Origin of the sequence: Halobacillus trueperi, assembly GCF_003386945.1 — a bacterium.
Lineage (GTDB): Bacteria > Bacillota > Bacilli > Bacillales > Halobacillaceae > Halobacillus > Halobacillus aidingensis.
Genome location: NZ_QUAE01000009.1, coordinates 44,756 through 70,049, shown reverse-complemented (window position 1 = coordinate 70,049; position 25,294 = coordinate 44,756). Strand labels below are relative to the sequence as shown.

Annotated in this window: 23 protein-coding genes; 13 read left to right on the top strand and 10 right to left on the bottom strand. The window is 40.8% G+C overall.

All coding sequences use genetic code 11. The features are described from left to right. Positions 1-344: 344 nt before the first annotated feature. The 8 genes from DYE48_RS12365 (at position 345) to DYE48_RS12330 (ending at position 6,389) form a co-directional block, all read left to right on the top strand. Positions 345-584 (top strand): hypothetical protein, encoded by a 240-nt coding sequence (locus DYE48_RS12365; RefSeq protein ID WP_115823909.1) that lies wholly within the window; start codon positions 345-347, stop codon positions 582-584. 469 nt (positions 585-1,053) lie between these two features. After that, entirely contained in the window at positions 1,054-2,760 is a 1,707-nt protein-coding gene (locus DYE48_RS12360; protein ID WP_115823908.1) for a phospho-sugar mutase, read from the top strand. A 317-nt stretch (positions 2,761-3,077) separates the two neighbouring features. Then, a complete protein-coding gene (locus DYE48_RS12355; RefSeq protein ID WP_089651975.1) occupies positions 3,078-3,533 on the top strand; it encodes an IDEAL domain-containing protein in 456 nt (151 codons plus the stop codon). A 270-nt stretch (positions 3,534-3,803) separates the two neighbouring features. Then, positions 3,804-3,941: an anti-repressor SinI family protein gene (locus tag DYE48_RS12350; RefSeq protein WP_115823907.1), complete on the top strand. Its 138-nt coding sequence runs from the start codon at positions 3,804-3,806 to the stop codon at positions 3,939-3,941. Between the two features lie 77 nt (positions 3,942-4,018). Next, positions 4,019-5,206: a helix-turn-helix domain-containing protein gene (locus DYE48_RS12345; protein WP_115823906.1), complete on the top strand. Its 1,188-nt coding sequence runs from the start codon at positions 4,019-4,021 to the stop codon at positions 5,204-5,206. 209 nt (positions 5,207-5,415) lie between these two features. Beyond that, positions 5,416-5,649 (top strand): helix-turn-helix domain-containing protein, encoded by a 234-nt coding sequence (locus DYE48_RS12340; RefSeq protein WP_089651971.1) that lies wholly within the window; start codon positions 5,416-5,418, stop codon positions 5,647-5,649. Between the two features lie 24 nt (positions 5,650-5,673). Continuing rightward, positions 5,674-5,790, top strand: coding sequence for an anti-repressor SinI family protein (locus DYE48_RS12335; RefSeq protein ID WP_115823905.1), 117 nt, complete (start codon positions 5,674-5,676; stop codon positions 5,788-5,790). A gap of 35 nt (positions 5,791-5,825) precedes the next feature. Further along, positions 5,826-6,389, top strand: coding sequence for a hypothetical protein (locus DYE48_RS12330; RefSeq protein WP_115823904.1), 564 nt, complete (start codon positions 5,826-5,828; stop codon positions 6,387-6,389). A 478-nt stretch (positions 6,390-6,867) separates the two neighbouring features. On the opposite strand, the gene DYE48_RS12325 is transcribed toward DYE48_RS12330, so the two are convergent. Genes DYE48_RS12325 through DYE48_RS12310 form a run of 4 tightly spaced genes read right to left on the bottom strand, consistent with a single transcriptional unit; the run spans position 6,868 to position 9,577 of the window. After that, entirely contained in the window at positions 6,868-8,130 is a 1,263-nt protein-coding gene (locus DYE48_RS12325) for an ArnT family glycosyltransferase (protein ID WP_115823903.1), read from the bottom strand. Between the two features lie 13 nt (positions 8,131-8,143). Beyond that, positions 8,144-8,515: an EamA family transporter gene (locus DYE48_RS12320; RefSeq protein WP_089651967.1), complete on the bottom strand. Its 372-nt coding sequence runs from the start codon at positions 8,513-8,515 to the stop codon at positions 8,144-8,146. 9 nt (positions 8,516-8,524) lie between these two features. After that, on the bottom strand, positions 8,525-8,884 hold the full coding sequence (locus DYE48_RS12315) for a DUF2304 domain-containing protein (protein WP_115823902.1): 360 nt from the start codon (positions 8,882-8,884) through the stop codon (positions 8,525-8,527). Positions 8,885-8,893: 9 nt separating this feature from the next. Next, complete coding sequence (locus DYE48_RS12310) at positions 8,894-9,577, bottom strand: glycosyltransferase family 2 protein (protein WP_089651965.1); 684 nt, start codon at positions 9,575-9,577, stop codon at positions 8,894-8,896. 217 nt (positions 9,578-9,794) lie between these two features. Here DYE48_RS12310 and DYE48_RS12305 point away from each other — a divergent pair, with 217 nt between their 5' ends. Continuing rightward, positions 9,795-10,877: a glycosyltransferase family 4 protein gene (locus tag DYE48_RS12305; protein WP_115823901.1), complete on the top strand. Its 1,083-nt coding sequence runs from the start codon at positions 9,795-9,797 to the stop codon at positions 10,875-10,877. A gap of 45 nt (positions 10,878-10,922) precedes the next feature. Here DYE48_RS12305 and DYE48_RS12300 read toward each other — a convergent pair whose 3' ends face one another. Both DYE48_RS12300 and DYE48_RS12295 read right to left on the bottom strand, forming a co-directional pair. After that, positions 10,923-11,939 carry a GNAT family N-acetyltransferase gene (locus tag DYE48_RS12300; protein WP_115823900.1) on the bottom strand — a complete coding sequence of 339 codons (1,017 nt, stop codon included), beginning with the start codon at positions 11,937-11,939 and terminating at the stop codon, positions 10,923-10,925. An 88-nt stretch (positions 11,940-12,027) separates the two neighbouring features. Next, a complete protein-coding gene (locus DYE48_RS12295) occupies positions 12,028-13,479 on the bottom strand; it encodes an O-antigen ligase family protein (protein ID WP_167449509.1) in 1,452 nt (483 codons plus the stop codon). Between the two features lie 533 nt (positions 13,480-14,012). On the opposite strand from DYE48_RS12295, the gene DYE48_RS12290 reads away from it, so the two are divergent. Together DYE48_RS12290 and DYE48_RS12285 are read left to right on the top strand one after the other, a co-directional pair. Continuing rightward, positions 14,013-15,290: a nucleotide sugar dehydrogenase gene (locus DYE48_RS12290; protein ID WP_115823898.1), complete on the top strand. Its 1,278-nt coding sequence runs from the start codon at positions 14,013-14,015 to the stop codon at positions 15,288-15,290. Between the two features lie 16 nt (positions 15,291-15,306). Next, positions 15,307-16,020: a WecB/TagA/CpsF family glycosyltransferase gene (locus DYE48_RS12285; protein ID WP_115823897.1), complete on the top strand. Its 714-nt coding sequence runs from the start codon at positions 15,307-15,309 to the stop codon at positions 16,018-16,020. Positions 16,021-16,044: 24 nt separating this feature from the next. Here the strand turns inward: DYE48_RS12285 and csaB are convergent, their stop codons facing one another. The 4 genes from csaB to DYE48_RS12265 form a co-directional block, all read right to left on the bottom strand. Continuing rightward, the gene (gene csaB / locus DYE48_RS12280; RefSeq protein ID WP_115823896.1) at positions 16,045-17,115 is read right to left on the bottom strand and encodes a polysaccharide pyruvyl transferase CsaB; all 1,071 of its coding nucleotides are present in this window, start codon (positions 17,113-17,115) and stop codon (positions 16,045-16,047) included. Between the two features lie 102 nt (positions 17,116-17,217). Then, positions 17,218-18,768 (bottom strand): putative polysaccharide biosynthesis protein, encoded by a 1,551-nt coding sequence (locus DYE48_RS12275; RefSeq protein ID WP_115823895.1) that lies wholly within the window; start codon positions 18,766-18,768, stop codon positions 17,218-17,220. Next, a complete protein-coding gene (locus DYE48_RS12270) occupies positions 18,765-19,496 on the bottom strand; it encodes a WecB/TagA/CpsF family glycosyltransferase (protein WP_115823894.1) in 732 nt (243 codons plus the stop codon). The genes DYE48_RS12275 and DYE48_RS12270 overlap by 4 nt, the downstream gene beginning before the upstream one ends. 105 nt (positions 19,497-19,601) lie before the next feature. Next, positions 19,602-21,515, bottom strand: coding sequence for an S-layer homology domain-containing protein (locus tag DYE48_RS12265; protein WP_115823893.1), 1,914 nt, complete (start codon positions 21,513-21,515; stop codon positions 19,602-19,604). 356 nt (positions 21,516-21,871) lie between these two features. Here DYE48_RS12265 and DYE48_RS12260 point away from each other — a divergent pair, with 356 nt between their 5' ends. Beyond that, positions 21,872-23,308 (top strand): N-acetylmuramoyl-L-alanine amidase, encoded by a 1,437-nt coding sequence (locus DYE48_RS12260; RefSeq protein ID WP_167449508.1) that lies wholly within the window; start codon positions 21,872-21,874, stop codon positions 23,306-23,308. 74 nt (positions 23,309-23,382) lie between these two features. Beyond that, positions 23,383-25,032 (top strand): S8 family peptidase, encoded by a 1,650-nt coding sequence (locus tag DYE48_RS12255; RefSeq protein WP_115823891.1) that lies wholly within the window; start codon positions 23,383-23,385, stop codon positions 25,030-25,032. Positions 25,033-25,294: the final 262 nt, after the last annotated feature.

Here is a 25,294-nt window from a genome sequence, read left to right as displayed (position 1 = left end):
ATTATCCAAATATTGTATGACCTGGTACACCAATAAATGGAAGTCAAACTTCCCATTATAGACGCTTTTTATAGTGACCTGGTTATACATATTATGGAAGATAGATTAAACGAATTTACGGAACATTTACAATTGGTTAATGAAAAGCTGAAAAAAGAGTTTTATGCCCGCTTTTATGCAAAGAAACTAAATTCTTAATATATATTAAGGAGAAAATACATTTTTTTAGAATAATTTATTGTAAAGTTTGTAAGGTCGAATAAAGAAGAAGATTAGGAGATATTGACTATTTTCGGCAGGTACTTTATAACTAATATGAAAATATATTCCAGGAGGTGGAAAGTATGAAATATGGGGAACCCCCGATGCTGCCGATTTCATTAATGCTTTACGATCGTTACATTAATGATCTTGTACAGAAATGGGGTGTATATACGAGAAAAGATGAATTTATTCGAGAAGGCATGAGGACGGCCTATCGAGTGCACAGAGAAAAGGAATATAGTTGTAATCAAGATACGATGCATATGGAAGTTTGTGGTGAAATCCACAAATCCCTACTTAATTTTTTCCCCTCAGATTAAAATCACACATGGAGCAGGAAAGGAAGAAGGCCGCTAGCCTACCACAGCGGCCTTCTTTTCTTTATGTAAATGATAAGGTGACCAGGTCATACAAATATTACCATCAACAATTCGTATAATAGAACCCCATAAACAGGCCTTAGTCTATTGATGGTAATAAAAGGTGTACCAGGTCATACAGATATTTCCATAAGAGCCCCCTCCTACTTAAATGTTACAATAATAGGAGCGGTTACATAGTTTATTAGCTCTCGGTGTAAAAGGTTAAGAAAATGAAAAGATTTCTATCTAAATGCGCCGAAAAAACAGGAATTCCACCAAATAGTGGCGAATGAAAAGAACTAGAGAAGAACGAGTAGGAATCCTATGTCGGGGTGGGCTGACTCCCCTGTTACTAATCAAAATTCCGCTCTTAGAAAATGACTTCCCTAAATAGTTAAAGAAAAATAATCACGAAGGAGTGTTGTGCATGTGGAAAAATGATTACAACCGTTGGAAAGAATTTACCGAACTTGATGCCGATCTTGCATCAAATCTAGAAGAACTAACATCAGATGAGCAATCTTTGGAAGATGCTTTCTACAAGAACCTGGAATTCGGGACAGGTGGAATGCGCGGAAAGCTCGGACCAGGAACAAACCGCATGAACATCTACACGGTGAGAAAAGCAGCCGAGGGTCTGGCTACGTATGTCAATGACCAGGGCTTGTCCAACAGGGGCGTAGCGATCGCTTATGACTCTCGATATATGTCCAAGGAGTTTGCTGTTGAAACCGCTCGTGTCCTTGGTCACCACGGCATTCCTTCTTACGTATTCACGTCCTTAAGACCGACACCGGAATTATCGTTTGCTGTCCGTCATTTGAACGCGGCTGCAGGCGTTGTCGTAACGGCAAGCCACAACCCTCCGGAATACAATGGTTTCAAAGCCTACAACGAGGACGGCGGTCAACTTCCTCCTGAGCAGGCGGAAATCATGATCGATTTTGTGAACAAAGTGGAAAACGAATTGAAAGTCGAAGCGGCTGATCAGCAGGAACTTGAAGAAAAAGGACTGCTTCGCTGGATTGATGATGAGGTAGATGCTGCCTATCTTGAAGCACTCAAAGGTGTTACGGTCCAACCGGATATCAAAAAGGACCTATCCGTAGTGTTCACACCACTGCACGGAACGGCCCGTGATCTTGTGGAAAAAGGACTGGAGCAAAGTGGGTTCACTTCCATCCATATCGTAGAGGAGCAAGCGAAGCCGGATCCTGAATTTTCTACTGTCGCATCTCCGAACCCTGAGGAACACCAGGCCTTCGAAATGGCGATTGAACAAGGGAAAGCCATCGGTGCTGACTTATTGATGGCGACAGATCCTGATGCCGACCGCCTTGGAATTGCTGTTCCGAACGAAAAAGGCGAATATGTCGTCCTTACAGGAAACCAGACTGGAGCGCTTTTACTGGATTATATTCTCGGGCAATCCGAACAATTGCCGAAAAACGGTCTCCTGATCAAAACGATCGTAACGTCTGAATTCGGTCGGGTCATCGCAAACTCCTACGGCATCCGTTCCCTTGATACGCTGACAGGTTTCAAGTTCATCGGTGAAAAAATTCGTGAATATGAACAAAGTGGGGAGCACACGTTCATGTTCGGTTATGAGGAAAGCTACGGGTATCTAGTTAAAGACTTTGCCCGTGACAAAGATGCCGTCCAGGCCGCTGTCCTTGCAGCAGAAGTTGGTGCACACTGGAAGAATCAAGGCAAAACGCTGCTGGACGCTCTTGATGAGTTGTATGAAAAACACGGCTACTTCTTGGAAGACCTTCAGTCCATGAAGCTCGAAGGGAAATCAGGGACTGAACAAATCCAAGCTATCATGGATGACTTCCGTAACGCGGAAATCAAAGAAGCGGGTGGAAAGAAAGTCGTTGCTATCGAAGATTACGCGACGACCATTCGTAAACATGTCCAGAACGGAACCGAAGAGGAAATTGATCTTCCTACATCCAATGTCGTCAAATTCATCCTTGAAGACGATTGCTGGTTCTGCTTACGCCCATCAGGCACAGAGCCGAAGATCAAGTTTTATTACGGTGTGAAGTCCGGGACTAGAAAAGAAAGTGAAGAACTACTGGCCGCAGTGAAAGCAACCGTTAACGAACGCTTGCATGCGCTCATCTAAATCATTAAACCTCGATTCCGTTTCCCGCGGCATCGAGGTTTTTTTATTATGGATTTACGTTAAGTCGTTATGAACCTACGTTAGGGCGCTATTGTGCTTCGTTAGGTCGTTATCCACCAGCGTTAAGTCGCTATGCTGCTCAGTTAGGTCGTTATCCATCATCCTTAGGTCACTATGCACCCACCCGCCGACACCATCTTCAAAACAAACGATCAGCCACAGCCCATTCCGTATTAATCGCTTTCATTTTGTTGACAAATACGCGATAATAGAATAAAATACTGAAAATTCAGATTTAATGAAAAAGGGGTGGGCCCATGTTGAACATAAAAATGCTTAAACCATACTATGTTAAAGAAGACAAACGCTTCATTCGAGTCGTTCTAGCCTACCAGTACTTTTCGCTATTTATTGACAACGAGTTGTATCAGTTCATCCCAATGGAATCAAGAGAAATTATAATCGACCGCAATCGTCAACGGGTGCATAACGTTTTCGATATATTCGTCTTTCAACGGGGCAAGAAAATGGTTTATGTTTCTGTCTCCGATTTACTCCAACTGCCTGAGTTTATCAAGCACCTTCATTCGATTGTGTCGCCGTATTATGAAGAGGGGATCGAAATCAGTCAGCAATCATCTAAAGAAGTGAAGGAAATCATCCGTGAATTAGAAAAAAACAACCTTCGACGCCTCATCGACAAGGCGATCGATCAAAATGATGAAGACGCCTTCCGTCTTCTCACTGAAAAATGGAATAACATGTACACGTAAAAGTACCCAGGTATGACAGCTCTCATACCTGGGCATTTTTACAGAAACTCTATTCTACATAATACTACAATAAATTTATAGAAAAATCAGAAAACTATCTGAAATTTGTGATAAAAAAGTGAATAATGTTAAATTTCCATCTATACCCATCTATTATAATAGTAATTAATAAACGATTAGCCGAGAGCACGGAGCTCATGTGAATAAAGATTACGATCGTTCATGAAGCTCACCTCATCAGATCTAACCAGTATAGGGGAGGTTGTCCGGATGGAGACGATGCGTAGAGAGAGTAAGTTGGATGACGAGTGGGTTACACTTTTAAAGGAAGCGAAAGCGCTGGGATTAAGTACGGAAGAGGTCAAACGCTTTTTACAAAAGAATCAAAAACAAAAAAAGACGGTTTGACACCCTTTACTTGAAAGGGTGTTCTTTTTTTGACATGATAGAAGTAATGAGTATTATGACGCAGTGAGGGGTCTATCATGACGAAATATGAAATTATAAATTTATTAAAGGATTGTTCCATCGCTCTAAACACCCCGGTTTTGTTAATTAACGACCGTAACAAATTGTCCTACCATTTTCCTGACAGCTTTCAAAAACCACCATCCGTGCTAAGAGACTTACATAGAAGTTATATCAATGAGAGCAGAAAACGTCCATACACCATTCAGATGTTTACAGACCCTTATGATCAACATCTTTTTCTATATTCCATGGAGGTGGAAGGAAAAGAATATGTGTTAGGTGTAGGTCCATTTTTGCAACAGGATGTATCAAGAAAACATGTGAAGATGAGTCTTGTCATGAATGATCTTGATGCGACTTACGAAGAACAGTTCGTTCAATATTACCAACAGCTTCCTATATTGAATCAAGTTCAGATACAGTCGGTTAAACGGTTGCTTAACCAACTATTTCCGAAAAAAGAAAAGAAAGTAAGATATGCACTCGATGAAGAAAAAATCCGCAGCCAATATCAAACTTTTACACAGTCGCTTCACGCATACCCTGAAATCATCGCTTCGAAACAACATTTTATTGATCTCTTTAAAAAAGGGGATGCACGAGCTTTGGAAGAGTATCAAGCGCACAGAGAAAAAGCTCTCATCAACCCTGACGTGCGAACATTGAAGAATTATATCATCCGTCTTGTATCGGAGTTAGGTTACATATGCATTGAAAAAGGAGCTCAACAGGATGAAGTCAATTCCCTTTGTGACTTCTATATCAATTTCATAGAGTCAAAGATTACAGTGGAAGATCTAAAATCTCTCGAACTGAACATTCTGCAATCCTTTTTAGATCGGATTAAAAAGGTCGATGAACAGCCTTCCCATTCGCCACTTGTCGAACGAGCCCAGAAATATATTTTTCAGAATTTGACGAAGGAGCTCACACTGAAGAGCATCGCAGAAACGTTGAAAGTAAATCCCAACTACTTGTCAGGGTTGTTTACAAAAGAGAAAGGGGTTTCCATCACTCATTTCATTAACCAGCAACGCATTAAGGAAGCGAAAGAGCTTCTTTTGATCACCCAGCACTCGTTGATGGATATCAGTACGTTGCTCGGATACAACAGCCAAAGCTACTTCACGAGAGTTTTTAAAAGTATGGAGGGCATCGGTCCCAAAGAGTTCAGACGAAAATATCAAATGGAAAAGGGTTGAACAGCCAGGGAAAGTTATCCTGGCTGTTTTTTTGTTCTCAAAAAAGAAATGAAAATAGAGGATATCCATGATATCAGTAGTATTTTGTTTATAAAACGTAGATAGTAAACAAATTCCAGTGTTTCTTTTTAAGAACCGAAATATTATAATATTCTTTATAGAGAACACGAGAATGGAAGGTCAATTTCAAAGAAGGTGAGGGAAAATGGATGATGTCTATTGGGGAGAAAATCCGTGTGCTGCGTGTAGGAAAAGGGCTGTCTGTCAACGAATTTGCGAAAAAGTCCGGAGTTTCTAAGTCGTACATTAGTAATATTGAGCGAGACGTACAAAAAAATCCATCATTGATTATCATGGGAAAGCTGGCAAAGACACTAGATGTTCCATTAGAAGAATTACTGACACATAAGTACGGTGAAGACGACAAAACGAAAGTGAAATGAGGCTTGAATGAAAGGAGAAAAAGCTTGGGGAATGATGAAAATCGAATAGATAACGAGTGGCTGGATTTAATTAAAGAAGCCAAAGAACTGGGGCTCTCCATAAATGACATCAAAGGTTTTCTGCAAAACAAAAAATACTAAGAGCTTCTTGAAAAGGTACGGGAGGAGGAGCATGTGTGAAAAGTAAAACGATATTTAAGCGTGAAGCCACCTTTAAAAATAGGATTAATCTTCCCATTCCTCCCATCCCACTAAAAACGGGAGAAAGCATCCGTTTAGATGGTGTGGTCGATCAGTATTCCCAACTATACCTGAAACATGGATGGTCTTTATTGTGTTCAAACAATGATGTTTTTGCGAATCACCATGAACGAGGCATTGAGAATGAATTTATGTTAAGCATTGCAGGAGACGAGTCTCCCTTATCTTATGTACAAGCAACGATTTGTTACCATCACCTGTTAGAGGATAGTCATAAAAGAACGGATGTCATATCACAGGCGATCATTGATGATGATTATGTTCGTCAATTGGATTTACTAGGAAAGTGGAAGTTAAAAAAGGTGAATAGAAGTTTCAATCCCATCTTCTTTTATGATTCCTTCATGCACCCTGCGGTCATCTTCTTCACTTACCATGTAGAAGGCTTGGAGGTCATCCAAAAACATGTGCACAGGTTTGACGTTGGAGGGAGTTATAAGCTCAGGACACTCCGGAGAACATGGGCTACCGTTTCTTAAATAGAGCGTCGAACGTCTCCTGTAAAATGTTATGAATGTTGGAAGCTTAGTTCAACCAGATTATTTTGGGCTAGGCTTTTTAATTGTTTCATTCACGGGAGGTTGGAATTTTCATAAATTAATAATAAAATGCTTTTAATTATCTAAAAATTAAGCTATTATTATATGAGCGTTTGTTATTTAGACATATTTCCCAGGAAATAAATAGATTTTTGAAACCTTTTAACAGATGGAGTCGTCTAATACCGTAAATACATAGACAGCCGTCAGAAAAAGTCGTTTAAAGACGAAGGTTTAAGTAAATATAAGAGATTAAGAGAAAAGAAAAGGTGGGTAGCATGGATAATTTACAAGAAGTGTTACAGAACATTATTCAAAGAACAGAAAATGCTGAATTGCTATCGTCTAGAGAAGTTATTGATCAATTAATAGAGCAGCTTCAAGAATAAAAAAAGACGCCCTTCGTGGACGTCTTTTTTTATTGCGGCTTTACGGGAAATGCTTTTTCCTTAAGCAATTGAATGGATGTGGTCAGAAAACCTGCAATGAATAAGAATATTATGAACATGAAAGGTTGGTTGTACCGGTCATAGGAAAAGAAAATATTGTTTAAGGTTGTCGTGTAGAGAATGAGCAATAGCAAAAACATGTATTCCCTTTTCCCTTCTCGCAGCATGAAGAAGACCGTTAAGGAAGCTAATCCTAAGTACATGATCCAAACTTGGATTTTATCGATCAGTTCCTTGCTTATGTTGAAAATTTCAATCCAGTAAAATTGAGTTTCCCATTGATGAATGGTTTTAAATTCGATATAAGACTTTAAAAACAGCCTTGGGTCCTCTTCCCACCATGTTTTAATTCTTTTTATGGCTGCTTCTTTTTGCAGACTTAATCTTTCGTAGGCATGTTCAGTGTCCATATCTTTAATCTCTTGTTTGACTTTTTCATAAGGTTCGCCAATATTATATCCATGTCCCTGGTAGGTTCCTAGAAGAAGAGGGTTCCCAGAACCACCTGTGAGTGGGATGAACTCATCATAATGGATATAATTCCTGACCCACCATGGGCCGAGAGTGATGAGTAAAATACCAATCGCGATCAGCGCTTGTTTTACCGCTAGTTTGAATGGGTACTTTTTAGTGATGAGATAGATGAGCAGTACAAATGGATATAAAGCGATCGTAGCTTTAAACATGATTGCACTCACGTAAAAAAGCATAACAAGAAAGAATTGAGACATTTTCTTTTCATTGGCTAATTTAATGGAAAAATAGATGAGACCGAGCAAGCAGGTCATAAATGGTGTTTCCGTCAACAATAAATTATCCGTCAAAACTTGGGGTACAAAAATGGCTAAGAAAAAGGCGGCTAAAAGTCCGACCTTGATATTGGTTATGTACTTGCCAAGGCAATAAACGAGATACACATTCAATGTACCTAATAGGATGAATAAGGTTTTAGCAGCATATATGCCTACATCTCCATGGCCAAGGAAAAAGAAGACGCCTGCTAACAAGACTGTCTGGCCGGGCATGATGTGGACGGTCGGATGTGTAGGGTCATGATAGGTAAGCATACCCGTTTCAAGAAATGTAACAGCACTAGAGATATATCCAGCATCGTCACTGTTTAAAAAAAGAGACAATCCGTAATTGAACAGAGCAGTTAACCTTATGGCCAATGCTAGTCCCACAATTACCCAGATGAAGTGGTTTTGATATCGTTTAAAAAAAGAAATCATTATGTCGTGCTCCTTACATGCTGTTACTGGAGAAACCGATCAGTGAAACCCCGATCATGATTAATAGGACACCGGCGATTTTAGTCGTAGAAAGAGGTTCATTAAAGATAAAATAAGCGCCAAATACAGCAAGAATATAGGCGATGCTTTGAATAGGGTAAGCTACACTGAGTGGGACTCTTGTTAAGATAAACAACCAAAGGACGGTTGCAAATCCGTATAGAGTCAGTCCTCCAATGATAAAAGGTGATAAAAATAATGAAATGATTTCACTGATATTTTGAAAGTTGACTTCTTTCTGCATGAGGCCATACTTCCATAAGAATTGTCCGGAAACTAATACAAGGGTGTTCAAAAAGATTAAACCAAAGTTCACGATTCCCATTTAAAACATCTATCCTTTGAGTTGATTTTTCTTTATTTCTCTTATTTCTTTATTTAAATAAGCTAATTCCTGAGTTAAATTTTTAACTTTGTTTTGTTGTCTCGTAAGACTGATGGTGTGAAAGATTAATAGATTCAAGATGATTAAGAACGCGAGTACGAAAATAAGGGATGGCATATAAGCAATCCCGATGGAACCAGCGAGCTGATTAATTTTATCCAAAAATAATGCCAGTAAGACACCGATGCTTGCAAACATCAACCATATAAACGCTTGTTGATCTTGTAATTTATTTTTGGAAGTGAAGTACATCACTTGTGCGAAAAAGAATAAAGCTGAGACAATAACGATGATTTGTACGATGCTCATATGTCCTCCTTAAAATATCGACCTGATTAAAGAGAAGTATGTGACTTTTGTCATATAATAAATAGACTTGACGGGAGTAATGGAAGATTGCCCTCCCTGTCGGTTGTTCATTTCAACTTTAATTTCTTTGATTTTGAAATTCTTTTTCGTCAAATGAACCAACACTTCCACTTCTGGATAATCAATAGGATAATGATTGGCAAATTCCGCAATGACTCTTCGGTTAGCTACTCGATAACCAGAGGTCGGATCGGTAATTCTGATTCTAGCAAGTAGTTTAAGCATGGCATAAAAGTAATAGATTCCAATTCTTCTTGTGACGCTGCCTTTATAACCACTGCGCTCCACAAATCGGGAACCTATGATCATGTCATACCCTGTATTTTCAATTTCATCTATCAAGTTTCTCAAATCTACAGGGTTATGCTGGCCATCGGCATCCAGTTGAATCGCGTAATCATAACCGTTCCTTAACGCATACTTGTACCCGGTTTGCATGGCTCCCCCGATTCCTAAGTTATTAGGAAGGGTCAGGTGATGGATGCCATTTTCTTCGAGAATATATGGGGTACGGTCTTTTGAACCGTCATTAATAACGATATAGTCGTAGTTCGTCGATGCTTTTACACTTTGAACGGTATCATAAATCGAATCTTCTTCATTATAAGCTGGTATAATGATAAGAACCTTCATAAGTTCTTTTTTCTCCTTTCCATAATGGAAAATAATGTTTCAAATATTTCTGCACAAAGAATATTGTAACATACAGTAGGAAGAGGTACATGCTCAAATTCTCCTGTGAAATTGGAAAATAGATAATTTTTTACAATAAACGACATGATGGTTGCATCCGTATGATATAATGTAACCGCCAAAATCACGTAAATATTAAAAATAAGTGAGGATTTTTATGAACATATATGTAGAAATGACAATAGCGATTTTACTTTCCATGACCGTCAGTTATCTGCTCGTCTTCCCGGTTATGAAGCTAGCGGTGAAATGGAAGATGATGGACTATCCAGAACTACGGAAAATACATAAAGAAGTGACTCCTCGGATGGGGGGGCTTGCCATATTTGGAGGGGCTGCAGCGGGGATTCTTTTCATACGTCCGGATCTGCCTTACATCATTCCCATCTGCATCGGGGCCATCATCATCGTGTTGACAGGGCTTTTTGATGATCGTTTTCAAATACGCCCGATCATGAAACTTGGGGGACAAGTTTTAGCTGCGGCTATTCTCATCTTTGCGGGTTTGAAAATAGATGTATTGAGCATCCCTTTTATTGGAATGGTGACATTAAACGAGCCCATCAGTATCCTGTTCACATTCTTCTGGATCATTGGAATTACGAATGCGATCAACTTAATTGATGGACTCGATGGCCTTGCGGCTGGTGTGTCGACCATTTCTTTAATCAGCATTGCTGTTATGGCGCTGGCCATTGAACCGCAAGTGGCTATTGTTTACCTATGTATTGTCTTAATCGGAAGCAATATTGGCTTCCTTTTCCATAACTTTTATCCAGCACGCATTTACATGGGGGATACCGGCTCTCTTTTCTTAGGGTATTCGATGGCTGTCATTTCAATGGTTGGCTTATTTAAAAACGTTACCCTGTTCAGCTTTGTGATTCCGATTATCGTTCTGGCCATTCCAGTATTCGATACACTCTTTTCCATATTAAGAAGGCTCATCAACAAACAGAAAATCATGATGCCGGATAATAAACACATCCACTATCAAATTTTAGCTGCGGGCTTTAGTCATCGAGCCACTGTGCTTATCATTTATGCCTTCAGTGCATTATTCGGGTTTTTAGCTCTATTATTCTCCTTAACGTCTTTCGGTATCTCTTTGATCATCACGTTCGTTTTGCTATTATTGCTTCACTTATTTGCGGAAATGACTGGGGTCGTGTATCGAGGGAAGCGCCCGCTTATTGACCTCTTTACGAAAAATGAAAAAAAGAAAGAGAAAGACCATTAAAAAAAGTCTTGCTGACAGAAGTCAGCAAGACTTTTTTAGGTTCGTTTAAAAGGAGTCCACATCTCCAGGAGTAATAAACCACTTCTCTGGATTTTCCAACCCGACGGTATGGGCGGAAATTTCTTTACCAACAAGGGGCATAGGACTGTCTTTATGGACAAATCCTTGTTTCTTCAACGCCTTAACCGGTGGGGAGTGTTCTAAACACCAGGTCTGGATGATATCGGCATCGTGAAGATTGAGAAAAGCCTGTTGCAGAAGCAATGGCCAGACATCATCATGAAGGGCAAGCCAATCCACGATGAATCCGTTTGTGAATTTCCCTTCTTCCTTCGTCGTTACCACATATCCTTTTAACTCTTCGCCTTCATATAAACCGTACATGTCATAGGTGTTTTCCGGGTGGTCATGATACCTCCAATTCAAGTAGGCGGAATCTCTTACTACCACAACGTGTGAATGGTCTCTTACTTGATCGGCAAGGCGGTCAAAGGAGTGATCGCACTTGTTGATTTTCTTGAACGTATAATCACTGTCTATTCTTTTAGGCCCTCTGAATTTTTTATAGATCTTATCGAAGGGTTTAAAAACACTCAAAGGACTTACTTTTGTTGATAAAAGCGAAAAAGGCTGCTGGATAAACAACCAGCGAGGCATGTCAGTCATATGATGAGCTCCAGTATAACGTAGGAACAACTCTTTGGCTTTTGGGGCAGGGAAACCATAGAGATAGTCTATGCCCACACGTTCAGCCTCGACGAGCAAAGAATCGTTTAATTTCTTATAAATGCCTTTGCCTCTGGCTTCAGGATCCACCATCGTATCGGCTCGCAGCCCAACCTTTGATTTCTTTCCGCCGATATAGGCTTCAGTTATCCATAAACTAATGTGGCCGAGAATTTTGCCACCTTCATCGTACAAGAGAATAAACGGCTCCGTTTGTTTTGGGTTATCTATAAATTTCCAACTCCAAGACTGGAGGGAGCGATCTTGACGAAATGTTTTCTTGAAAAGTTCCTGAATCTGATTTTCATCTCCAGGCTGATAATGTCTGACAGTCATAGTTTTCTTTCCTTTCAAGGTGTATTGCTTTCACATTATAACAGATGAAAGAAAGTGAGGACTCCTGAAATAGGAGTCCTCACACTCGTTAAGCTTTGCGCAAGCGATTATTAAGTTGAAGCATATTCGTCAATAACAATACGATACTAATGGCAAGATAGATACTTACCGCGGGGGCGTAGAGCACGTGCCCTGCTAAAAACGCGATTCCCGTACCAAATCCGATGGACAGTAAGATCAAAATGTTTTGTGGATGTAACATTTCTCCCGGTGCTTTAAAGAGCAGCTTCAAGAACAGGCCAGCGATAATTAAGAATGGTGCAAGGATTAAAAGAATTCCTAGAATACCGAAAGAGAAAAAGAGGTCAAAGAAATCCATTTCTATCAACTTTCGAATGTCCTCATAATTTCCCGCGTACCCCATTCCGAAGGTCTTCTGTACAACATCTGCTTCTTCATACATGCCGTAGATGTGAGCGAAATAAATGTTCCGTGAACTCAAGATGATTTTAAGGATAGGAGATTCAATCAGTGCCTGCTCGCCAAGGGCTGCAGCAGCATCATCTCCGCCTTTGGTTCCATCTCCTTCTTCTCCTGAAGGATCCTCACCGGCTCCTTCTTCAATTCCATCTTGATCAGGGTCTTCAGTGGCTTCTCTTTGTTCATTGATCTGACCGACATCTCCTGAAACGTTCGAGAACGTCGGAGAGAAAGGTGTAGCAACCAAGAATAGAATCAAAAAGATCAGAGAGCTGATCAATCGTAAATGCAGGTGAGATTCTTTTGTCGTTGCTTTCACTTTTGAAATCAACCAATAAATAAGATAGCTCACAAAGACAATGACTGAAGCTCCTAAGACGGCGAAGAAACCGACTTTCGTCCCGAGAAGGATGGAAACAAGGGCAATGAAGATCATCGGGATAAAGTAATACAGTTTTTTAAGATGATCGACTTTATTCAACGTATAGATATAAACCAACGGGAAAGAGATGGCGATGATCGAGCCGATTTCATTTCCGGAGTTGAACCAGCCTTTGAATCCGAACTTGCTCCATTCATACGTTTCTGAGGACGTTCCTGTAAGGATGGCAAGGAACATACTGACAGCGATGATGACCATTGCAATCGTGATGGATTTCATGATCCGCATACGTACGATTAACGTTTTATCTAACGTGGTAAACAATAACAGATATGCACCAAGCATAATCGGGAAGTAGACGGTTTTTGCCAGGAACTGCAGTTCAAGGAACGGATTAAAGATCGGTTTTGCAAAAAAGTTATAAATCAATCCGATCGTGAGCACAGCGGCTAAGGCTATTAAGTAAGTAATGACGTATTTCTTTAAGCGGCTGGAATTACCAAAGAAGATAAACCAGAGGGAAGCGGCCATGAAAAGGACTCGGACGATTATGCCGATTGTCAGGCTCGCATTCAACGCTTGCATTGAAAAGTATGTTAAAATATCTAGTATTGGCTGTATGATGATGAAGATCAATAAGAGCTTTTCGAACAGTTCTCTGTTTAATAATTTCGACATGAATAACACCTCAGTAAGTTTCCTTGAATATGGGTTTAGCCACATTGAAGTATAAACCATTACATGGAAGCTGTCTATAAATGATCGAACTTGTCTAACGGCGTTGAGAAGTCGAAATTTATGTTGATGCTCGAAGGGAAAAACAAGTATAATGAATAGTTGTGAATACATGATCATAATTGCAAATTCCCTTGAATCTACAGGATAGAATGCTTCGTGTAAACAGATAATACGAGTAATGGAAACAAGGGATTATTCGCAATAAACAGAATAGTATGAATGTCTGAATGGAACGTCACAAACCGGCTGAAGAAACGAATAATATAAACAAAGCGCTTTTAAGCATAATCGAAACAAAGATATTCAAAGAATAAACTAATTTCTACATAGGAAATTATGTTTTTATATTATCATGGAACAAATCATTACAATTCATCCACATCAGGTCGCCTTTTAAGGATTACCGGCCAATCGTGAGTGCATCTGGTTAAGATGATCAGCAGGAATGTTTGGAAGAGAAAGGGAGTATTGGAATGAAGAAGTCATTATGTGTTGTCGGGTTAGGTTATATCGGGCTGCCCACATCAGTAATGTTTGCTATTCACGGCCATAAAGTTCATGGAGTGGATATCAACCATAAAGCAGTAGAAATGATCAACAATAAACAACTTCATATAGAAGAGAATGGATTGCAGGAACGGTTGGAAGAAGCCGTTGATGCTGGATTGTTCAAAGCTTCGGTAGAACCTACGGAAGCAGATGTCTTCGTCATTGCTGTACCATCTCCGATCCGCGAAGATAAAACGGCGAACCTTGATTACGTCAGGAAAGCGACAGAAGCAATTGTACCTTTTGTGAAAGAAGGAAACTTAGTGATCCTGGAATCGACGGTCCCTCCAAGAACGGTAGAAGATGTCATGATTCCAGTCTTAGAACAAACAGGGCTTTCTATCGGTGAGGAATTGTTCGTATCTCACTCACCAGAGAGAGTCATCCCAGGGAAGGTCTTCCAGGAATTAGTGGATAATGACCGGATTGTCGGAGGAATCAACGAGAAGTCCTCCATCATGACGAAGGAGCTGTACGAGTCGTTTGTTAAAGGAAACATCCATTTAACGGATGCCACAACAGCAGAAATGGCTAAGGTCATTGAAAACACTTACCGGGATGTGAATATCGCTTTTGCCAATGAACTGGCTCTGATTAGTGATAAAATCGGTGTGAATTCATGGGAAGCAATCAAGCTGGCCAATTACCACCCACGCGTGAACATTCATACGCCGGGCCCTGGTGTCGGGGGACACTGTATCGCTGTTGACCCATGGTTCTTAGCAGAAATTGAACCTGATCTTTCTAAAATCATTCAGCTGTCCCGGAATACGAATGATTACATGCCGACGTATACGGCTGAACAAATTCAGCAGGTATCGAAAGAACAATTCATCAACGATCCGAAAGTGGCTTTGTTCGGTCTTTCGTTTAAAGCAAACATTGATGACCAAAGGGAAAGCCCATCTCTTAAAGTGATCATGGAACTCGTTGAAAAAGGGATCAGTTTCACTACGTTTGACCCTCATATTAAAGAAAATGTGGCTTCTAACCAAACACAGGATATGGACGAAGCGCTCAAGGATGCCGACATTCTTGTCATCCTCACAGATCATGATGAGTTTAAACAACTTGACCCTGAGTATATAAAAGGTAAAATGAAAAATAGGCTTGTCTTTGATACGAAAAATGCGTTATCGTTAGATGAATGGAAAAATGCAGGATTCGTAACGAAGCGCTTGGGAGATTCAAAAAACGGATAAGGGTCTAGGTGAAAACATGAAGGAAAAGTTTTTAGGGGTTGACGTTAGTAATTACACATACGATCAGCTCAAGAAAAATATAATGACGGATATTAATGAGCACCGCAAGTCCTTTATTGTGGCCATCAACCCTGAAAAAATATTGCAGGCGCAGAAGGATGCAGACTTGTTACATTTGTTGAATACCGCCACCTATCAGATTCCTGATGGTGTGGGAATTCTTATCGCTTCCAGAATGACGGGCGGTACGATACGTGAGCGAGTCACCGGTATTGATATGCTGCTCGCCTTATGCGAACAAGCTTCCCTTCATGGAAAATCCGTATTTTTATATGGAGCAAAGCCTGGAGTAGCAGAAAAGGCCAGTCATCGTTTAAAAGAAATGTATCCTGACTTGAAAATAGCCGGCATCATCGATGGTTATGAAAAAGACCAGGATCATATAAAAGATACCATTAATCAGGCAAAACCTGACATTGTCTTTGTGGCACTAGGCAGTCCTAGACAGGAATACTGGATTGTCGACCACATGGAAGAAATGGACGCGAAAGTCTTCCAGGGAGTAGGGGGTTCTTTTGACGTTTTGTCTGGACGGGTGAAACGGGCACCAGCTGCCTTCCAAAAAGTCGGTCTTGAATGGTTGTACAGACTCATTAAAGAACCGTGGAGGATCAAACGTCAAATCAAGTTACCTACATTCTTGTTGAAGGTTTTGAAAACGAAAAAATAGAGAGCATCCGACTCAGGATGCTCTCTATTTTTTTTGTTGGATGTGATGCAAAGCCGCTCGGGCCGTTTCCTTCGCTCTCCTCGATAAGGTAGAAACCGTATGTTCCAGCTTTCCTTTGTGAGCGGGCAAATCTCCATACAGTCGCTCGACTTCTTTCGTAATGGCTGAAGACTCCCAACCCGGGTCGTTGACATCGACGGTGACAGGAAAATCGAGTTGGTCTGCCAATGCATCAATTTTAGGATCGTAGGAAAGGGCGACAAACGGCACAGAGCAAACCCCTGCAAAAATAAGGGAATGAAGTCGCATGCCGATCAATACGTCTGCCTCTGACAACAAGTGCAATTTCTCATCGATTGACAAGTGTCCGGGGTGAACCTCCACCTCCTGGTCTAACTGTTGAGCCACTTTTTTAGAAAAGGCTTCATCTGATTCCCCGTGCATAGGGATAAAGCGCAGCCGATACCCTTTTTCCATACAGTCGTTGAATACTTTCGTTAACTTCTCTTCAAGTTTATCTGAGTCGCCCCATTCACGAATACTCACAGCAATCAAAGGTTTTTGTGAATTTCGGTCTTCCTCCATATCCTTGTAGTCGTATCCGAAAACGGGATCTGGGAAGAGATGAATGCTTTTTCTTACCCCGATTCTTTCAAGGAATTCTTTTGATTTCATATCACGAACAGAAATTCCAGTGACCCCATTCAAAGCGATGCGAACCAACAGTCGATGGAAAGGTTTTCGTATAGGTCCCATCCCTTGGGCATAGATGATAACAGGCTTCCTTAACCATTTGGCCATATGCATGATTCCCGTATAGTACAAGACGGATCTCGGCCCGGTGGCATCTTGTAATAAGCTGCCACCACCACTGATCAAGCCATCCGATTCCTTTAATGTTCGAATGATTGCCTTATAATCCCATCGATTAACGGCTGATACTCCATAATCGCTTTCCGTCTTAGATGGACTCTGAGATAGAACAATGATTTGGATTTCAGGGTCGAAGGTTCTCAGATGTTGGATCATCGACTTTAATATCGCTTCATCCCCTGTATTATCGAAACCGTAATAACCGGAAAGTACGACTTTCATTGTTCCCACCTCTTCCACTCACATAAAATATTTAATAACCTCCACCTGTTTACACGTATGGAGAAAACTTCTATATCATTAATTTCAACTAAACTAGAGCGATCACTTAAGCCATTTCGACAATAGAGGAACATGCTGAATCATCTCATGGTCGAAGGCCTTTAACTTCAGTAGCGATAGACAGTAAACCACTACAAAAAGTAAACCGGTCATGGCAACGAACGAAAAGGAGAAAACTCTGGACCATTCGAATGGGGTAGCAAGTAAGTAAGTGGTCGCCGTCATTCCCCCCAACAGGACAGACATCACCAGAATTTTCAACAAGTGTGCCGGAAAGACAGGAACTTCGACAAGTCTCCTGATCATCCTGTTATTGATAGCAACAATTAAAATGTAAGTAATCAATGTTGCTAATGCAGCTCCCTCAATACTGTAAAAAGGAACGAGAACGACATTGGCTGTTGCTTTGATTAGAGTACCGAACAGAATGATTGTCGCTGCTAACCGGGAAGCATTCATTCCTTGTAAAATGGCTGTTCCAACGAGAGTCATAGAGATGAATACAGAGGAAAAGCCAGTAATGCTTAGCATGAGACTTCCTTCAGCGTTGGTGAAAAGTGCAACGTTGATCGGTACAGCTAGGGTGAGAAGAAGGACTGCTGCCGGCCATGACAACACATGTGTCGCCCAGCGCGTCGTCTCGATCAGTTTTCTTGCTTCCTTTATATTCTTTGATTCTAAATGTTTGGTAAGTGATGGAATCAGCGGAAGCACAACAGATGTTGCGAAAACGGTCGCGATTTGCACGACCGCGAGTCCACGGCCATAGATGCCATACAAATAGGTGGTTTCGCTTCCACTTTCCGTCCGTAAGAAATGCGGGACTGTGAGTGAATCGACCACGTTAAAAAGAGCCATAGTGACAGTACCTATGGCAATGGGCAGGGAGACAGACAGAATTCTTTTTCCCCAGACTTTAAATGTATTCAGATTATAGTTGTACTTTTGGTCAACCTTCAATTTAGAACGGTATAGTCGCGTTTTTAAATAGGCCATGGAGCTGAGTACGCCTAATAGGGAACTTACCATCACTCCAGCAGCTATGTAAGGGGGGCTGTACCCTAGCGAAACCATATATGAAGCAACACCGATAATAAAAATCACTCGAATGAACTGTTCAATGACCTGTGATACAGCTGTAGGTCTCATATCTTCATACCCCTGGAAAAATCCCCGGTCTACAGCCATATAAGGGGCGAAGAGTAAGGTTAAGGAAACAGCGATTAAAGCAGGTTCTGTCGAGACACCGCCAATCAGCTGGGATATGGAACGGGAAAAGAGCAGGATGAGGCTCAGGCTGAATGCACCCAGCAGCAAGCCGAGGATCCGTGCAGTCTTTTGAATATAAAAAATATCCTGTTTTGTTCCTGATGCTCGTGCTTCAGCAATCAACTTCGAAATAGCGATAGGGATTCCAGCTACAGAAAGAATGAGAGCGACCATGTAAACAGGATAGACAAGACTGAAAATCCCCAGAACTTCGTCTCCCGCAATATTTTGCAAAGGCACACGGAATAAACTTCCTAAGATTTTTGATAGCAGAGTAGCTACCGTTAATATTAAGGTGCTTTTTAGAAAAGTAGAAGGTTTCACGATTGAGAATCAGACCTTTGTCGGAAAACTTGGTAGGCAAATCTCGGCAGAGCAAGCATCCGTTTCCATCGGCTCGGCTGTTTGAGCAAGCGATAAAGCCACTCTAAATTCATGTTCTGCCACCGTAAGGGTGCCCGTTTTACATCACCAGCCACGACATCAATACTTCCTCCCACACAAATGAATACGCCCCGGTCAAAGTCAGAGAAGTTTTCTGCGATCCATCGCTCCTGTTTCGGTACGCCGAGAGCGACAAATACAATATCCGGTTTCTTTTCTTTGATGTCTTCCGCTACGGAAGAATCATTCCAGGTGAAGTACCCATTTCTATGGCCGACCACTTCGATATTCGGGTAGTCGATATTTATATTTTTTTTAGCTCGATGCAACGTTTCTTCTTTTGCACCGAGTAAATAGATTCGATAGTTGTTTTCGTTCGCTTTTTCAAGGAATTCCATCATAATATCATAACCGGTCACCCGCTCAGGAAGAGGGGCTTTCAAGAGTTGTGAAGCTTTCACAATACCTATTCCATCAGCAGTTATATAGGAAGCTCGTTGAAGGCAGTCCATATAATAGGAATCATCATGAGCACGCATAACAATTTCAGGGTTTGCTGTTACGACGAAGGATTTTTCCTTGTTTTCTATATGTTTTTGTAATTGTTGGACTAAGGTGATATGGTCCATGTTGGTAAAAGGTATTCCTAAAATGTTTACCTGCTTCATTTTATGATGTGACTCCTTTAATTTACACGTTCATGCTCTCCATAATATAACATAAAACGGGGAGTAACATATAGTTGTTACTCCCCGTTTTTCGTGTAGTCGGAATTATTCAGCTATTGGGAGCTTCTCTAAGCTCGTTCCATAAGCACCGTAACCGTGACTGTAAACGAAAGCTTGTTCATAATCATGGTCACTGTAGGCTTTTGGCGTGATTTCATACCATGTGCCATTTCCTTCTATGGTGTTTAGAATCTGCACATTTGATGCAGGTTTTTTCATTTGGTAAAGTAAGTTGTCTGTCCCTGTTTCAGGCGTAGAACGGACATTGACGTTTGATGTTATGGTTTTTGCAAGTTCATATTGACCGTATTCCGGCTCTGTATCGTATTTCTCGCTCAAATAGGCATCTGCTCGATACATGAATCCAGCGATTTTCTGTCCCCAATAAGGATCTGATGCCCAGCGGACATTCATGCCGGAACTCTTGTTTCCTAAGTGAGCTCCATTAGCTTTCCAATTTTCCTGGTTGAAATACCCTGGAACAATAAAGTCTTTAGCAGCTTCTAAAATGCCTGTTTCATAACTCTCATAAGATTTTGCACTTCCCATGGGATCCGTATCGTAGGCTTCAATTCCGAAGAGATTATTTTTTGTGACGGCGATTTTACTTGTTCCCCATGTACTTTCATGGATAGCGTGTGCCATGAGGTAAAGAGCATTCGTGCCATAAAGTTCTTCGGCCTTTTTGAACGATTCTCCCGTCCCGATTAGTAGATTGTCTGGACGACCATATTCTAAGTATTCATTCAGTTGTTCAGCGGTGTAGTTGGTTTCTGTGTACAATGGCATGCGGTTGAAGTACTGATAAGCTTCCCCCACATGGTTTCCGTTCTCGTCATAAAAGCTATTTCCATTATCACTATAATACTTGCTTCCTGCTTCTATAAAAGAAGGAGCTGGACCGTACATGTAGCTCTTAAATGTATCGGTGATTGGAAAATAGATGCGGTGGTGTAGGTTTCCATTTTCGCTGTAGTAATAGCCTTCATTCTTGATCAAATGCTTGGGAATCAAGTTGAAATGTTCCTTTTTCACATATCCTTCTGTGTCTGCAACTTTAACTTCCAGTGAGCCTTGATTCACGTCTAACAATTCGACTTCCATTCCAGGCTCGATGTATGTGGCATGAGCAGAAAAAGCTTCACTTGTATATAGGGTAGCTACTGCATTTGAAACAGCCGTCCCATCAGAGATCCATACAATCTTAGTTCCACTCAGTACGACTTGATTGCCTTCAGCGTTCTCCACAGCTTCCTCGTATGTTTCATATTCGCCTTCAATCACTGGATCTTCCAATTCAGTAAGAGACGCAACTTTAAAATCCATCTCCACAGGTGGATAAAGAACTTTCAGTAAACGATTGATCACAGCAGCCGTTTCCCCGCGAGAAGTTTCATCGTAAGGGGCGAAAAACAATGTTCCATCTTTGTGCTGCTTACCGCTGATAATCCCTAAGCTCGTCAAGCGTTCTACTGATTCAACGGCATAGTCACGGATCTTGTCGTTATCTTCAAAAGCTAACTCTTTCCGTTCAGAAATGACATTCTTGGAATCAGCCGCATTCATAATCATGACCGCCATATCCTGGCGGGAAATGATTTCTTTAGGGCGGAACGTCCCATCCGGATACCCATTGATTAACCCTTGGCTGTAAGCTGTCAAAATGGGGCCATAATACCAATCTTCTGGTTGGATATCACTGAACTGATCAGGAGAAACATCCAGTTCCGTTTCATCCAATTCTAAAGCTTTGTTAATAAAAACAGTAAATTCTGCACGAGTGACTGATTTCTCTGGTTGATATGTACCATCTTCGTACCCGGTCATAATTCCGGCTTCAATTAATGCTCTTAAGTCTTCTTCGAAAGGTGTTCCTGTGATGTCATCTTCGGCATGAACAGCGGAGCCGAAAGACGCGAAGAAGAGGAGAAAAAGCATAAGTAACGATATTTTTTTCACAATCCATCCTCCTTTATTTACCACTATTAATCTATCAAATAATGAACAGGATGAATAGTTTAATTCAAGAATTTTTGGAAAAGTGGGGTCAAAAGAAGGAGAGAATACCCTTTTTTATGATAAATAAATCTATAATTCTACAAAAAATCATTAAATGAGACTTTCGTATGATGTAATTCCTTGATATAGTGAACGATATAAAAAGAGACAAAAATTTGGTTTCGTTTACATAAAATTACAAAATAGCACAGGAACCCACAAAGGAGTGGTCGGTGAGTCATTTTTACAAATGTCAAAATGAACGCGAGGATTATGGACAATCTAAAATACTATTTAGAAGGAGCATGAGAATTACTATGCTGAAGAAAATTGGAAGTCTGCTGTTTGCCCTTTCTGTTTTGTCCCTGGTCATTTTCCATCCGATTCAAGAAGTTTCTGCGGAGACATTAAGTGATATACCGGATCGATCTAAAGAGAACATCAATCTTTTAATAGAAAAAGAGATTATCTTTGGTTATACAGATGGTACATTCAAGCCGAAAAATCCTGTTTCCAGACAAGAAGCTACAGCAATGATTGGTCGTGCTTTAAATTTAGACAACACAAAACAAAAAACGACTTTTCCAGATGTCACCTCTGATATGTATGCTTCAGGTTACATAGCTTCTGCCACAGAAAAAGGAATCATTACAGGACATTCCGATGGGAAATTCCGCCCGAATGAGACGGTAACGAGAGCTCAAATGGCCATTATCATCTCCCGTGCTTTTGATATTAAAGGGGAGACGAAGAAATCTTTTCCGGATGTAGCGAATGACAGCCTTTACTATGAAGCAATCAATTCCATCGCTTCTGCAGGAATTTCTGTCGGTTACCCGGATGGAACATTCAAGCCTTATAATAAGCTGACTAGAGAAGAGTTCTCCATTTTAGTTGCTAAGGCCATCAGCGAAAACGGAGATTACGTTGTTCAGGAACCATCAGAAGAAAAACCTGAACCTCAAGAACCAGAAGAGCCAAAAGATGAAACACTTGATGTGTTGGAAGAAAGAATCGTAACTGCGGATTCTTTAAATGTACGTCAAGGTCCAAGTATTGATTACGATATCGTTGGAAAATTAACGACAGGCAACGCCGTGAAAGTTCATAAACTTGAAGGGGACTGGGCTTATGTTTCTTACGGGGAACTAAAAGGCTATGTCCACACCTATTATCTTGTCGCTAAACCAGGAGAAGCAACACCTCAAACCGTAGCCATTGATCCAGGGCATGGAGGCAAAGATCCAGGTGCATCGGCCAACGGCTTAGTAGAAAAAGAAGTCGTTTTGGATGTTTCTTTGATGGTCCGTGATTATCTGAAAGACTCTGGGATCAATGTGGTGATGACACGTCAGAGTGACTGGTATCCATCTCTGGATGGACGAGTAGCCATTGCTCAAAAAGGCAAAGCAGATGCTTTTGTCAGTGTCCATGCCAATGCATTCATGAGCAGTGCGACAGGGGTTGAAACGTTCTATTATGCGGCGGGCATGACCGATCGTGAAAGAAAGAGTTACCATCTGGCGAAATTCATCAATGATCGTTTATACAAAGCGATGGATATGAATAACCGCGGAGTCAAAAATGCAGGGTATCGAGTGATCAAAGCGACCACTCTACCATCTGTTTTGACAGAGATCGGGTTCCTTACGAACGATAATGATGCAAGAAAACTTAAAACCCAGCATTATCGTGAAGAAGCGGCTCAAGCTATTGCTTTAGGGATCATTGATTATTACAATTGGAGAGATTGATAAATGAAGAGCGGGATTTTGTTCCGCTCTCTTTTTTTTTAGCTTCATAGATTATATTCATAGGAGGTCCTTAAATGAAAGAATGGGTAAAGGTCTGTTTGATCGCTTTTCTAGTAGTCGCTGTAACGCCATCCCTCGTCACTGCATCAACCGAGATAGATGATCCAAAAAGAGTGATTCTCACATATGAAAAGGATGAAGGAATGGACTTTTTGGATGAAATTCCTCACTCAATTCATCATCATTATGAACGGTTAGGAGCAGTAGCGCTAACAGTAAACCAAGACGATCTTCCATTATTTGAAAACGAAGAGGCGGTTACTTCTATTGAGGAAGACCAGCAGGTGAAAGTAAGTGCTCAACAAGAAGGATGGGGATACACAAGTGTAGGCACACAAAAATCTGAACACCTCGGCCTGACTGGTGAGGGAGTGAAAGTGGCGGTCATTGATACAGGGATTAACACAAATCATCCAGATTTAAAGGTCACTGGTGGAGCAAGTTTTGTGGAAGACGAGACATTTGTAGATGATAATGGGCACGGCACCCATGTAGCGGGAATTATCGGAGCTTTAGATAATGATGAAGGAACGATAGGGATAGCTCCTAAAGCACAACTCTATGCGGTGAAAGTATTGGACCAGGATGGAAATGGTCTTGTCAGCTCTGTACTTGCTGGGATTGAATGGGCCATAGAAAAAGAAATGGATATCATCAACTTAAGTTTGACGGCTTGCACTCCATCTGATCTAACGAAACAAGCTTTGCAAGATGCGAAGGATGCAGGGATTATAGTGGTTGCTGCTTCTGGAAATAGAGATGTATGTACATACAATGATGTGACGGATGTTCTTTATCCAGCCAGGTATCCGGGGATCGTAAGCGTAGGGGCGGTCGAAGAGGACCAATCAGATTCCGGCTATACCTATGGAGGGCCATCACTTGATTTTACGGCTCCTGGGATGAACATAAAGAGCACCTATATCGCTACGGAAGATCAACAGAGTGGTTATGAAACGCTGAGTGGATCTTCGATGGCGGCCCCACACGTCACTGGCGTTTTGACCTTATACAAAGAAATGTTCCCGGAGTTCGATAAAGACGAACTGCTGAATATCGCAATCAATAACAGTTTGGACCTTGGAGAGAGTGGCAAAGATAACATTTACGGACATGGGATGATCCAGGCACCTACCACACCTTTTTCTGATTTTGAAAGAGACCGCTGGTACAGCGGAGCCCTTGAATTGATGGCTCGAAACAATTGGATTAGTGGATATAGAGATGCTTCTTTCATGCCACAAAAAGAGATTACGAGGGAAGAAGTTGTTTCCATAATCGGTAGAATCCTGGACTTAGACAATGAACAGAGAGAAACACGATTTTCGGATGTCCCCAAAGAAACGTTTGGATCTGGATATATAGACTCAGCGGTTGAAGCTGGATTTGTTAATGGATATCCTGATGGCACATTTAGGCCTAAAGATTTGGTTACACGCGGAGATGTAGCTATTCTTATTCATTATGCTTTCAATATAGAGGGGGATAAGGAATTAGAATCTTTCCCGGACATATCAACAGAAGATTATTATTACGACAGTGTAACCACCCTGAAAGACTCAGGAATTGTTAATGGATACCCAGACGGGACCTATAGACCTACGGAAGACATCTCAAGATCTGAGGTCGTTTATATGCTTTATAAAGTAATAGAATTGAAATAATGGAGGAATAAAATTGAAATAGCTCCACCGAATATATATTCGGTGGAGCTATTTTTTTGAAAAAATACCAGTAAAATGTTAAAGATCTCATAAATTATGTCGATATTTTCTATGTAAACGCCAAATTTATGTAAATTTATTGGCGCTTTTGGAAGGAATACCCTATTTTGTGTTGTATACCTATGTAATGAGTTTGTAATTGGAATTCGAATCTACTAAAAATATTTTCTTCCAATTTATTAGGTAAAATGGTTGACCTTCC

Bases quoted from the DNA above. Each gene is read 5' to 3' on its own strand.
- DYE48_RS12365 (WP_115823909.1), top strand. From the start codon at position 345: ATGAAATATGGGGAACCCCCGATGCTGCCGATTTCATTAATGCTTTAC.
- DYE48_RS12360 (WP_115823908.1), top strand. From the start codon at position 1,054: ATGTGGAAAAATGATTACAACCGTTGGAAAGAATTTACCGAACTTGAT.
- DYE48_RS12355 (WP_089651975.1), top strand. From the start codon at position 3,078: ATGTTGAACATAAAAATGCTTAAACCATACTATGTTAAAGAAGACAAA.
- DYE48_RS12350 (WP_115823907.1), top strand. From the start codon at position 3,804: ATGGAGACGATGCGTAGAGAGAGTAAGTTGGATGACGAGTGGGTTACA.
- DYE48_RS12345 (WP_115823906.1), top strand. From the start codon at position 4,019: ATGACGAAATATGAAATTATAAATTTATTAAAGGATTGTTCCATCGCT.
- DYE48_RS12340 (WP_089651971.1), top strand. From the start codon at position 5,416: ATGATGTCTATTGGGGAGAAAATCCGTGTGCTGCGTGTAGGAAAAGGG.
- DYE48_RS12325 (WP_115823903.1), bottom strand. From the start codon at position 8,130: ATGATTTCTTTTTTTAAACGATATCAAAACCACTTCATCTGGGTAATT.
- DYE48_RS12320 (WP_089651967.1), bottom strand. From the start codon at position 8,515: ATGGGAATCGTGAACTTTGGTTTAATCTTTTTGAACACCCTTGTATTA.
- DYE48_RS12315 (WP_115823902.1), bottom strand. From the start codon at position 8,884: ATGAGCATCGTACAAATCATCGTTATTGTCTCAGCTTTATTCTTTTTC.
- DYE48_RS12310 (WP_089651965.1), bottom strand. From the start codon at position 9,577: ATGAAGGTTCTTATCATTATACCAGCTTATAATGAAGAAGATTCGATT.
- DYE48_RS12305 (WP_115823901.1), top strand. From the start codon at position 9,795: ATGAACATATATGTAGAAATGACAATAGCGATTTTACTTTCCATGACC.
- DYE48_RS12300 (WP_115823900.1), bottom strand. From the start codon at position 11,939: ATGACTGTCAGACATTATCAGCCTGGAGATGAAAATCAGATTCAGGAA.
- DYE48_RS12295 (WP_167449509.1), bottom strand. From the start codon at position 13,479: ATGTCGAAATTATTAAACAGAGAACTGTTCGAAAAGCTCTTATTGATC.
- DYE48_RS12290 (WP_115823898.1), top strand. From the start codon at position 14,013: ATGAAGAAGTCATTATGTGTTGTCGGGTTAGGTTATATCGGGCTGCCC.
- DYE48_RS12285 (WP_115823897.1), top strand. From the start codon at position 15,307: ATGAAGGAAAAGTTTTTAGGGGTTGACGTTAGTAATTACACATACGAT.
- csaB (WP_115823896.1), bottom strand. From the start codon at position 17,115: ATGAAAGTCGTACTTTCCGGTTATTACGGTTTCGATAATACAGGGGAT.
- DYE48_RS12270 (WP_115823894.1), bottom strand. From the start codon at position 19,496: ATGAAGCAGGTAAACATTTTAGGAATACCTTTTACCAACATGGACCAT.
- DYE48_RS12260 (WP_167449508.1), top strand. From the start codon at position 21,872: ATGCTGAAGAAAATTGGAAGTCTGCTGTTTGCCCTTTCTGTTTTGTCC.
- DYE48_RS12255 (WP_115823891.1), top strand. From the start codon at position 23,383: ATGAAAGAATGGGTAAAGGTCTGTTTGATCGCTTTTCTAGTAGTCGCT.